Source organism: Idiomarina abyssalis (genome assembly GCF_019797805.1).
Taxonomy (GTDB): Bacteria; Pseudomonadota; Gammaproteobacteria; order Enterobacterales; family Alteromonadaceae; genus Idiomarina; species Idiomarina abyssalis.
On sequence record NZ_CP081832.1, the window covers coordinates 157,744 to 169,705 of the forward strand.

The following is an 11,962-nucleotide window of genomic DNA, read 5'->3' on the forward strand; positions in this document are numbered from 1 at the left end:
ATAGCATTTCCAAAGGGGGAGACAACAACCGATAACTTTGGGCTACCTCTTTTTTACCACCTTTAGGGCTAATTAATAATCACTCTCAATTAGAACGGGAAAACTTCTTAAAAATCAGTCTATGCAAGCTAAACTCATATACCACCTTAGTGGTAGTTTTTAATGTATATCAATGAGTTAGCTAATTTTTTGAACTGGCAAGTCAACTCAGGATCACGCACACTTCTCCCACATATCTATTTAGTTACTGTTAGACGTGGACTGGGAGTCTAATTATGAGTCGTCTGCTTGAAAAACTGCGTTTCTTTAAAACGCAAAAGCAACCATTTTCGGATGGACATGGTGTTACTACCGATGAAGACAGAACGTGGGAAAAAGGGTATCGCCAGCGCTGGCAGCACGATAAAGTCGTGCGTTCAACGCACGGTGTGAACTGTACCGGTTCCTGCAGCTGGAAAATTTACGTTAAAGATGGACTGGTTACCTGGGAAACCCAGCAGACCGATTACCCTCGGACACGTCCTGATTTACCAAACCATGAACCGCGTGGCTGCCCAAGGGGCGCCAGCTATTCCTGGTATATCTACAGCGCTAACCGCCTGAAGTACCCTAAAGTACGCCAGCAGTTAATGACGCTGTGGCGCGAAGCCAAGGAACAGCATAAAGACCCGGTGAAAGCCTGGGAATCAATTGTGACTGATCCTAAAAAAGCGAAAAGCTATAAAGAAGCCCGCGGTATGGGCGGCTTTATCCGTGCAGACTGGAAAGAAGTGAACGAAATTATCGCCGCTTCCAACGTTTACACCGCGAAGGAATATGGCCCTGACCGTATTAGTGGTTTTTCACCCATTCCTGCGATGTCGATGGTGTCATACGCCGCTGGCGCCCGTTACCTGTCCTTAATTGGCGCAAACTGCCTGAGCTTCTACGACTGGTACTGTGACTTGCCACCGTCATCACCACAGGTATGGGGCGAGCAAACAGACGTACCGGAGTCAGCCGACTGGTATAACTCCAACTACATCATTGCCTGGGGTTCTAACGTACCGCAAACACGTACTCCAGATGCTCACTTCTTTACCGAAGTGCGTTACAAAGGGACGAAAACCTGCGTTATTACTCCGGATTACTCCGAAGCCTCTAAGTTTGGTGATACCTGGTTAGCGCCACGTCAGGGTACTGATTCGGCTCTGGCTATGGCATTTGGCCACGTTATTCTGAAAGAATTCTACGTCAACAAACAAAGCCAGTACTTCCACGACTATGTCACTCGTTACACCGACATGCCAATGCTGGTTATGCTGGAGCCGGGCGAAAAAGTACTGAACCAGGGCCGTTTTTTACGTGCTGCCGATTTGGTGGACAATCTGGGTGAAGAGAATAATCCAGACTGGAAAACCATTGCAATTAATGAAAAAAATAACAGCCTGACCAGCCCGAACGGCTCTATTGGTTATCGCTGGGGACAATCCGGTAAGTGGAACCTGGAACAGAAAGATAAAGATGGCGATGTCGAGCTGCAACTGTCGCTTAAAGACAACAACGACGAAATTGTTGAGGTAGGCTTCCCTTACTTTGGTAGTGCTCCACACGAATACGAGTACTTCCAGCACACTGAGCACGACGAAATTCAGATTCGCAAAGTTCCGGCTAAGAAAGTCGAATTAGCGAACGGCGAAACGGCTTATGTGGCCACCGTTTTTGACTTAATGCTTGCGCAGTATGGCGTCGAAAACGGCGTTAACGATGAAAACCGTGCTAAAGACTACAACGACGATGTGCCTTACACGCCTGCATGGCAGGAACACATTACCGGTGTAAAACCTGCGGATGTGATTCGTGTTGCAACTGAGTTTGGTCGTAATGCCGATAAGACCAAAGGTCGTTCCATGATCATCGTTGGCGCTGGTGTTAACCACTGGTACCACATGGACATGAGTTATCGCGGCATGATCAACATGCTGATGATGTGTGGCTGTATTGGTCAGTCCGGTGGTGGCTGGGCCCACTACGTTGGGCAGGAAAAACTGCGTCCGCAGACTGGCTGGACTCCTTTAGCCTTTGGTCTGGACTGGCAGCGTCCGCCACGTCATATGAATGGTACTTCGTTCTTCTACAACCATTCCGACCAGTGGCGCTACGAAAAGCTGGATATGAGCGAAATTGTCTCGCCATTGGCAAACAAAGATAAATGGCAGAGCACGATTTTGGATTACAACACCCGTGCTGAGCGTATGGGCTGGTTACCGTCCGCACCGCAGTTGGGTCAGAACCCATTGCGCGTTGTTGAAGCTGCTAAAGCTGCCGGTAAGGATGTTAAAGAGTATTTGGTTGAGCAGCTAAAAAGCGGTGATATTCGCTTTGCCTGTGAGCAGCCGGATGACCCTAAAAACTTCCCACGCAATATGTTCATCTGGCGTTCGAACCTGCTGGGTTCCTCAGGTAAAGGTCACGAATACATGCTGAAGCACCTGTTGGGTACTAAGCATGGCCTGCTAGGTAAAGACCTGGGCGACTTTGGCGGTAAAAAACCAGAAGACGTGGAATGGGTTGATGAGGCGCCGGAAGGAAAAATTGACCTGCTGACCACACTGGATTTCCGTATGTCGACAACTTGTCTGTATTCAGACATCGTTTTGCCGACCGCTACCTGGTATGAAAAAGATGATATGAATACCTCGGATATGCATCCGTTTATTCACCCGTTAACCGCAGCCGTCGACCCGGTTTGGGAAGCGCGCAGTGACTGGGATATCTTCAAAGGTATAGCGAAAGAGTTCTCCCGTGCAAGTGAAGGGCACCTGGGTGTTGAACAAGACGTGGTTACCGTACCACTACAGCACGACTCCCCCGGAGAGCTGGCGCAGCCATACGGTGGTAAAGCCTGGTGGAAAGGCGAGTGTGAAGCTATTCCGGGCAAGACTATGCCGAACATTACCGTGGTTGAGCGTGACTACCCGAATACCTACAACCGCTTCACTTCGCTTGGTCCATTAATGGATGAGCTGGGTAACGGCGGTAAGGGTATCAACTGGGATACCAAGGAAGAGGTTGAATTCCTCGGTAAGTTAAACCGCAAGCACGTTGAAGAAGGCATTAACAAAGGACGTCCTAAGATTGAGTCAGCCATAGATGCCTGTGAGGTTATTTTGTCACTGGCACCGGAAACTAACGGTCATGTTGCCGTTAAAGCCTGGGCTGCGCTGGGTAAACTCACCGGTCGCGAGCATACCCATTTGGCGAAGCCGAAAGAGGAAGAGAAAATCCGCTTCCGCGATATCGTTGCGCAACCGCGTAAGATCATTTCTTCGCCGACCTGGTCAGGTCTGGAAGATGAGCACGTGTCTTACAACGCAGGTTACACCAACGTTCATGAGCTGATTCCATGGCGCACCATTACCGGTCGCCAGCAGTTCTATCAGGACCATGAGTGGATGCGTGACTTTGGCGAAACCTTATGTGCCTACAAGCCGCCGATTAACCTGAAAACCGTTGCGCCGGTACTGAACAAACGTCAGAACGGTAACAAAGAGATTGTACTGAACTGGATCACACCGCACCAGAAGTGGGGTATCCATAGTACCTACTCCGACAACCTGTTAATGCAGACCCTGTCGCGTGGCGGACCTATTGTTTGGCTTAGCGAAGTTGACGCAAAAGCAGCCGGTATTGAAGACAACGACTGGCTGGACATTTTCAACGTCAACGGTGCGATTTGTGCGCGTGCGGTGGTGTCACAGCGAGTACCGGAAGGTATGAGCATGATGTATCACGCTCAGGAACGTATTTTGAACATGCCGGGCTCTGAGTTAACCGGTACCCGTGGTGGTATCCATAACTCAGTAACGCGTGTGGTTATGAAGCCGACTCATATGATCGGCGGCTACGCACAACAAGCCTATGGCTTTAACTATTACGGGACAGTTGGCTGTAACCGCGATGAATTCGTGGTGGTCCGCAAGATGGACAAAGTCGACTTCCTGGACACTGAATAATTCGGAGTGGGGACAACACGATGAAAGTAAGAGCTCAAATTGGCATGGTGCTGAATTTGGACAAGTGTATCGGCTGTCATACTTGCTCCATCACCTGCAAAAACGTATGGACCTCGCGTGAAGGGGTTGAATATGCCTGGTTTAACAACGTAGAAACCAAGCCAGGCATTGGTTTCCCGAAAGAATGGGAAAACCAGGACAAATGGAACGGCGGTTGGTCGCGCAATAAAAAGGGTAACCTGGAGCTGAAAATTGGTAGTAAGCGCCGCGTGCTTGCCAATATTTTCGGTAACCCGGATTTACCTGAAATTGATGACTACTACGAGCCGTTCGACTTTGATTACCAGCACTTGCATACGGCGAAGCCGAGCAAGCACCAACCAACTGCGCGTCCACGCTCACTGATTACCGGTAAGCGGATGCAGAAAGTTGAGTGGGGTCCGAACTGGGAAGAAATTCTGGGTACGGAATTCGAAAAACGTAAGAAAGACAAGAACTTCGACGACGTGGTGCAAAAAGACATGTACGGTCAGTTTGAAAAGACCTTCATGATGTATTTGCCACGCTTGTGTGAACACTGTCTGAACCCGGCCTGTGTGGCGGCTTGCCCTTCCGGCGCAATTTATAAGCGTGAAGAAGACGGCATTGTTCTGATTGACCAGGACAAATGTCGCGGCTGGCGTATGTGTGTATCGGGTTGCCCGTACAAGAAAATTTACTACAACTGGAAGACCGGTAAATCTGAAAAATGTACGTTCTGCTATCCGCGCATTGAAGCCGGTCAGCCAACCACATGTTCAGAAACTTGTGTGGGTCGTATCCGTTACTTAGGTGTGTTGCTTTATGATGCGGACCGCATTGAAGAAGCGGCAAATACACCAAACGAGCAGGATCTGTACGAAGAACAGTTAGGTATCTTCCTTGACCCGCATGACCCTGAAGTTCAGGAAGCGGCGCGTAAAGAAGGCATTGCTGAAAACTGGATCACGGCTGCACAGCGCTCACCGGTTTACATGATGGCAATGCAGTGGAAAGTAGCACTGCCACTGCACCCTGAGTACCGGACGCTGCCAATGGTTTGGTATGTGCCACCGCTGTCGCCAATTCAAAGCGCGGTCGAAGCTGGCCACGTGGGTATGGACGGTGAAATTCCGGATCTTAAATCGCTGCGTATTCCGCTGCGTTATCTGGCTAACCTACTGACTGCCGGTGACGAGAAACCCATTGTTCGCGCACTGGAGCGAATGATAGCCATGCGCTCGTACAAGCGTTCAGAGCATGTTGACGGCGTTGAAGACTTAGCGGTTCTGGAGCAGGTAGGCCTGACCAAGAACCAGGTAGAAGAAATGTACCGTTACATGGCGTTGGCCGATTATGAAGACCGCTTCGTTATTCCGACCAGCCATCGCGCTTATGCTGAAAACGCATACGACGTTAAAGGCGGCTGTGGCTTTACCTTTGGTAATGGCTGTAGCGACGGAAACAACGGTGTGAATCTGTTCGGCGCTAAGAAAGAGTCGGTTCGTCAAGTCATTCCTGTGACCATGAAGGAGTAATCAGCATGCAGGTATTACAAGTTATTTCGTTATTGCTGGATTACCCCAAACCCGAGCTTGTAGAAGCTCGGGCGGAGTTAGAGCAAATGATTCAGCAGTCGCCTTTAAGTGCTGACGATAAAGCAGCGCTGGAGGCCTTTATTGAGCACCGCACCAGTATGTCGTTGATGGACTGGCAGTCGGAGTACGATGGGCTGTTTGAGCGTGGCCGCGCTCTGTCACTACTGTTGTTCGAGCACGTACATGGAGAGTCGCGTGACCGTGGCCAGGCGATGGTTGATTTAATGAACCAATATAAAACCGCTGGTCTTGATTTAGGTGTGAAAGAACTGCCGGATTACATTCCGCTGTATCTGGAATTCTTGTCCACCCAGGGCGATGAAAATGCTCGTCTTGGCTTAGAAGAAGTTGCGCATATTCTGGCACTGCTTACAGCAAGGCTTGAACAACGCGGCAGTAACTACTCGCTTTTATTCCAGACACTGTTGAGTATCTCTGGTGTGCAGATTGATCTTGACGACGTGCGTCAGCAAATTGCCAACGAGAAGCGCGATGACACCAGCAAAGAACTGGACAAAGTGTGGGAAGAAGAAGCGGTGACCTTTGCCGGCAATGACCAAATGCAGGGTTGTCCAACGGCGCAGAACCGGCCTTCGGAAGGTCAGCGTCGGGATCAGTACGTGCCATTGAACACCGACGATTTATCACAGCCGCGTAAAGTGTCGGGTATTTAAGGAGATTACCATGAGCTATCTAAATATGTTGGCCTTCGGCGTATACCCTTTTATTGCCTTGGCTGTCTTTTTCATCGGAGCCTGGATCCGTTATGACCGTGAGCCATACACCTGGAAAACGGCGTCCAGTCAGATGCTGGAAAGTAAGCAACTGCGCAAAGGTAGTTTGCCGTTTCACGTTGGTATTCTGGGGATCTTCTTTGGTCACCTGGTGGGATTGCTAATGCCAAAGCCTGTTTGGCACATACTGGGTGTGAGTAATGAGGCGAAACAGTGGCTGGCAATTATTGCCGGCGGTATCTTCGGCTTAATTTGTTTATATGGGTTGGCTATTCTCATTAACCGCCGCATGAACAACGTTCGTGTGCGGGCTACCAGCACCAGAATGGACATACTATTGCTGTGGCTATTGTTAGCACAATTAGTTTTAGGGTTAATTTCAATTTATTACTCGGTAAACCATGTGGTGCATGGTGCAGAAGGGGAGAAGGCGGGCGTTATGCTGATGCTGATGACCTGGGCACAGAACATTGTGACGCTTGACCCGGTAGAGGCAGTAGCGGCTATCAGCAACCCTCAAATTGAGTGGGTATTTAAACTGCATGTATTCCTCGGAATGACCATTTTCTTAGTCTTTCCATTTACCCGACTCGTGCATATGTTCAGCGCGCCTGTTCAGTATCTTACTCGTCAGCACCAGGTTGTCCGTAAAAAATTCGCTCGCTAGTTGTAGAGTTATCGAGAGGGGCACCCCTCTCAGGGAAGGTTGTTATGATACAAGTGAATCAAGTGGAAATTGCGGAAAAGGAGATACTGGCTGAAATGCAGTATCACCCCGCTGACACGCAGGAAGAAGCCATGAGTATGGCAGCGGAAGCACTGGTAATCGGTGAGCTGTTCAAACAAAGGGCAAAAGATTTAGGCATTGAGGTACTGGATGACACCGCGCAGGGTGGCGAAGATGACTTCATTGAAATATTGATTGAACGTGAAGTAGCTCGCCCGAAAGCGGACGAGCAAGCTTGCAAACAGTACTTTGAGCAAAACCCGGAGCGCTTTAAAACGTCGCCGATTGTTGAGGCTCGCCATATTCTGTTAGCGGCAGCGCCGGATGATGATCTTGAGCGGGTGAATGCAAAGCGTATGTCGGAGCAGCTTATTCAGCAGTTGCAGGAAGGCGACGACTTTAGTCAGCTTGCACGCCAGTATTCCTCGTGTCCGTCAAAGGAGACCGACGGGAACCTGGGGCAGTTGAGCAAGGGGCAAACCGTTCCTGAGTTTGAACGCCAGTTGTTCACCGCTGAAGAAGGGTTAATGAAATACCCGGTAGAAACTCGTTACGGGTTTCATGTGGTGTCTGTTGACCATAAAATTGATGGTAAGCCGTTACCGTACGAGGCGGTTAAAGACAAAATTGCGGAATACCTGGAAGAGAAAGTGCACCGTAAAGCGGTTTCTCAATACATACAGGCATTGGCGAATGAAGCTGATATCAAAGGTTTCGATTTTGTTGATACCGGTTCACCGTTACTGCAGTAAGTGGCTCTATTTCTGCTAGGATAGGCACCCAAAGGGGTGCCTTTTTTATTTTGGAGTCAAGTTATGGAATCTGCCTTCTGGCATGAGCGTTGGGAAAATCAGCAAATTGGTTTTCATCAGCCACACACACATGAACTATTGCTGAAGTATTTTTCTGGTGTGGTAAAGCCTGGTGCAAAGGTATTTGTGCCTTTGTGTGGTAAATCAAATGACATGCTGTGGCTGCTGGAAAAAGGCTACCGTGTTTTTGGGGTAGAGCTGAGTGAGCTGGCGGCCAGACAGTTTTTCGAGGAGAACCAATTAAAACCCAAAATAACCCAGCGTGGCGACTTTAAAGAGTATGCTCTGGATGAGCTGGTTATATGGGTTGGCGATTTCTTTAAGCTGGTTAAAAGCGACCTTGCCGATATTGATGCCTGGTACGATCGCGCCGCCATGATTGCGCTACCACCTGAAATGCGTCAACGCTACGTTCAACAGCTATGCGAGCAATTACCCGAGCAGGCAAAAGGTTTACTGATTACGTTGCAGTACCCGAATGGGTACCGTGAAGGGCCGCCGTTTTCGGTATTGGAAGGAGAAGTCGAAGTGGGTTATGGTCAGCGTTTTAGCATTGATCAACTGGAGTCAGCTGAAACCACGGTTAACGGGAAAGAAGCGGACGACAACCCGGTTACCGAGCAAGTGTATAAGCTGGATTAGCTCATTAATTTATTGCGCCGTAGAATCTTTTCAGTGCGGCGTGCCAATTTTTCCATAAAAACCAGGTCCGCTAACGTTGGTTCTGCCAACTCATTATCCAGGTCGGCCTGCCATTGGCTGACCTCAGCATCCAGCATTTCCATCATTTTCTTAGAACAGCCACGACAAATACCCTGGCACATATCCGCTTCTTTTAAGCCAAAAGGAATGTGTTCGCGAATAACATCCAGCAGCTGATACATCGCGGTTTTGGTATCGGGTTTGCGGCTCATATATCCTCCGATTAACTCGTCCAAAAAGAAAAACCAGGCTTCCACAAAGTTGTAGAAGCCTGGTTTATTAAGGGTTAAGCAGATTTATGCTTTAAGCCTTTTACAACTTGCCAGCTGATGCCTAGTGCACCGACGATGAAGACCATATCGCCGACGGTACGGAACCAACGTAGGTTCTGAAGCAGAGGCTGTTGCATGAAGGCTTCACTACGTGCGTACCATAAACCTTCAGTCGCAGCGGCGTAGAACTGAATGAAACCGACTGGCAGCAAGCTGGTGAAGAGCATTAGCACTAAGCCAATGTTCATTGTCCAGAAGGCCATTTTCATCAGTTTCTCGTCGAACTGCAGGTTCGGACGAATGTAGCGCAGTATCAGCAATACAAAGCCCAGTGCCAGGAATCCGTACACACCGAATAGTGCTGCGTGTGCGTGAGTAGGCGTAGTGTTCAGACCTTGTACATAGTACAGCGAGATAGGCGGGTTGATCATGAAGCCTAATACGCCGGCGCCTAACATATTCCAGAACGCAACGGCAACGAAGCACAGTAGTGGCCATTTAAGGCGTTGCATCCAGTCAGCACGTTTTTGCAGGCTGTAGTTTTCCCAGGCTTCATAGCCCAGCACAATTAGCGGTACCACTTCTAACGCTGAGAAAGTAGCGCCCACGGCCATAACCGGTGTGGTTGTGCCTGAGAAGTACAAGTGGTGGAAGGTACCCGGGACACCGCCCAGCATAAACAATGACGCTGAGGCCAGTGCTGCAACGGTTGCCATACGGCGGGAAACCAAACCCATGCTGTGGAAAATGAACGCCAGTGAGGCAGTGGCAAATACTTCGAAGAAGCCTTCTACCCACAGGTGAACAATCCACCAGCGCCAGTATTCCATGATAGAAATGTGAGTACGCTCGCCGTAGAAGAAGCCGGCACCGTAGAACAGGCCAATGGCAACGACTGAGGCGGTGAAGAGTGCCAGTAAGTTCTTGTCGCCTTTCTCTTTGAAGGCACCAACAACACAGCGCATCATCAGTACTAACCAGAAGACGATACCCAGGAACTTACCAATTTGCCATAAGCGACCTAAATCGACGTACTCATAGCCCTGGTGACCTAACCAGAAGTTCAGGTGTTCAGGCATGATTTGCGCAATGGCTAACCAGTTACCGATAAAGGTACCCGCGACAACCAGGACCAGTGCCCAGAACAGGATGTCGACACCCAGTTTCTGATACTTAGGATCTTTACCACCGTTAATAATCGGGGCAAGGAAGAGTCCTGCAGACAAGAACCCGGTCGCTATCCAGAACATGGCGGCCTGAATATGCCAGGTACGAGTTAGTGAGTAGGGGAACCACTCTGAAATATTAATACCGTAGAACTCTTGCCCTTCTACTGTGTAGTGCGCGGTTAGACCACCCATTAACACCTGGAAAGTGAACAGAGCAACAACGATAAACAAATATTTGCCCAAAGCTTTTTGCGATGGAGTCAGCTTAACCTTAGCAATAGGATCATGCTCTGGCGCAACCAGTTCCTCTTCTTCTTTGTCGCGTAAGAATGCCCACGCCCAAATTAAGAAACCAATACCGGCGATCAATAGGATAACACTGACAATGGACCAGATAATGTTTTCTGCGCTAGGCACGTTATCTATCAAGGTTTCATGTGGCCAGTTGTTGGTATAGGTGATGTCTGCACCTGGACGTTCAGTAGCAGCTGCCCATGCGGTCCAGAAGAAAAAGTCGTTCATTACTGCACGACGCTCAGCTGAAGGCAGAGTGTTTTCCTTCATTGCATAGCTTACGCGAGTAGGGCGAAGCTCCGGGTCATCGCTGAACAGTTTTGAGTAGTACTCACCCGTTTGTTCAATAGCCTGAATGCGTCGCTCACTAAGAGTAACGGTGTCTGAGGCTTTATCGTAGGTGTTGGTGCGATACTCTTCCTTAAGTTCGTACTCAAGTTGGTTCTGTTGTACACCAGTAAGCTGTTCATAAGGCTTATCGAAGACTTCGTGGGCACGAATGTCTAACCAGGCCAGCAACTCACGGTGTAGCCAGTCAGCTGTCCAGTCCGGAGCCTGGTAAGCACCATGTCCCCAAATTGAGCCAAGCTGCATGCCGCCAACCGACTGCCAGGCTGTCTGCCCGTCTAAAACCGATTCCTCGGTTGCAACGACGTTACCATTGGTACTCATGAACTTATCCGGAATAGGCGGAGCCTCCCGGTAAACTTCCGTTCCAAAATACCCTAAAACGCCAAAGGTAATTGCAAGAACTGCAATTAATGTCCACCAAAGCTTACGATACCCGGCCATTATTGACCTCCTTGATGCTGAACAGCTTCATGTTGTTACTCCATAGGTTTATGAACAGAGAATTTTGATTAATTCACTATGCGTTTACCTAATTGCAATATTGAGGCCACTTTTTAAAGTGTTGATTATTATAGTTTTTATTTTAAATAGGGTTTTTATGACTGAGTTTTATTAGGTTGTTTTAACTGGCGTGGTTAAAAGTACCCTAAAGGTCATTTCTACCCTAAAAGAGGTATCTCTTCAGGCGAGTTGGCAGCTTTATTCCTTTCTGCTTAAACCTTGAGCAGGATCAATGCATTCGCATCAGACTCTCCTATGCTAGAAACACAATATGTAGTGTTAAATTTTAAATAACTAACGATATATGGTGTTTTATGCCGGTTTACCCCACAAGACTGCATTACAGCGCGGAACAGATTGTCTGGCAGGAAGTTCCGGGAGAAGTGGCGTTAGCTTACACCATTACCGGCTGCCCGGTTGGGTGCAAAGGTTGCCATAGTGTGGATAGCTGGCCGGTCGGAAGTGGGGAGCCGCTGACGGAGGAGCACCTTCAGCAGCAGTTGCAAAAATATCGCGGATTAATTAGCTGCGTTTTATTTTTGGGGGGCGAGTGGCAGCCAACGGCACTACTGAAACTATTAAAGCAAATAAAAAATGAAGGGCTGGAGACTTGTCTGTATACCGGCTATGAAAACGTCTCACTAGCGCTTCGTGAACAACTGACTTATCTAAAAACCGGACCGTGGATAGCTGCCCGGGGCGGCTTGGAAAGTCCAACGACCAACCAACGATTCTATGACTTACGGACACAGCAGTTATTGAACTGCGAGTTTCAAACAGGAGAATAAT

At 48.9% G+C, this 11,962-nt stretch carries 9 protein-coding genes; 7 read left to right on the forward strand and 2 right to left on the reverse strand.

All coding sequences use genetic code 11. The features are described from left to right. Positions 1-275: 275 nt before the first annotated feature. From K5X84_RS00780 to tmpT, 6 genes are all read left to right on the forward strand, one after another. Complete coding sequence (locus tag K5X84_RS00780; protein WP_222236244.1) at positions 276-3,995, forward strand: nitrate reductase subunit alpha; 3,720 nt, start codon at positions 276-278, stop codon at positions 3,993-3,995. Positions 3,996-4,015: 20 nt separating this feature from the next. Then, positions 4,016-5,551: a nitrate reductase subunit beta gene (gene narH / locus K5X84_RS00785; protein WP_054488654.1), complete on the forward strand. Its 1,536-nt coding sequence runs from the start codon at positions 4,016-4,018 to the stop codon at positions 5,549-5,551. A gap of 5 nt (positions 5,552-5,556) precedes the next feature. After that, complete coding sequence (gene narJ / locus K5X84_RS00790; protein ID WP_199494018.1) at positions 5,557-6,285, forward strand: nitrate reductase molybdenum cofactor assembly chaperone; 729 nt, start codon at positions 5,557-5,559, stop codon at positions 6,283-6,285. A gap of 10 nt (positions 6,286-6,295) precedes the next feature. Beyond that, positions 6,296-7,012, forward strand: a complete 717-nt coding sequence (gene narI / locus K5X84_RS00795; RefSeq protein ID WP_054488650.1) for a respiratory nitrate reductase subunit gamma — start codon at positions 6,296-6,298, stop codon at positions 7,010-7,012. Positions 7,013-7,056: 44 nt separating this feature from the next. Then, the gene (locus K5X84_RS00800; protein WP_054488647.1) at positions 7,057-7,824 is read left to right on the forward strand and encodes a peptidylprolyl isomerase; all 768 of its coding nucleotides are present in this window, start codon (positions 7,057-7,059) and stop codon (positions 7,822-7,824) included. A gap of 63 nt (positions 7,825-7,887) precedes the next feature. Further along, on the forward strand, positions 7,888-8,526 hold the full coding sequence (gene tmpT, locus K5X84_RS00805; RefSeq protein ID WP_222236246.1) for a thiopurine S-methyltransferase: 639 nt from the start codon (positions 7,888-7,890) through the stop codon (positions 8,524-8,526). On the opposite strand, the gene K5X84_RS00810 is transcribed toward tmpT, so the two are convergent. Together K5X84_RS00810 and K5X84_RS00815 are read right to left on the reverse strand one after the other, a co-directional pair. Next, complete coding sequence (locus K5X84_RS00810) at positions 8,523-8,798, reverse strand: hypothetical protein (RefSeq protein WP_222236248.1); 276 nt, start codon at positions 8,796-8,798, stop codon at positions 8,523-8,525. The two genes, tmpT and K5X84_RS00810, sit on opposite strands and share 4 nt — an antisense overlap. Positions 8,799-8,872: 74 nt before the next feature. After that, positions 8,873-11,113 (reverse strand): nitric-oxide reductase large subunit, encoded by a 2,241-nt coding sequence (locus K5X84_RS00815; RefSeq protein WP_222236249.1) that lies wholly within the window; start codon positions 11,111-11,113, stop codon positions 8,873-8,875. A 374-nt stretch (positions 11,114-11,487) separates the two neighbouring features. Between K5X84_RS00815 and nrdG the strand changes: the two genes are divergently transcribed. Continuing rightward, the gene (gene nrdG, locus K5X84_RS00820) at positions 11,488-11,961 is read left to right on the forward strand and encodes an anaerobic ribonucleoside-triphosphate reductase activating protein (RefSeq protein WP_199494022.1); all 474 of its coding nucleotides are present in this window, start codon (positions 11,488-11,490) and stop codon (positions 11,959-11,961) included. Position 11,962 lies beyond the last annotated feature (1 nt).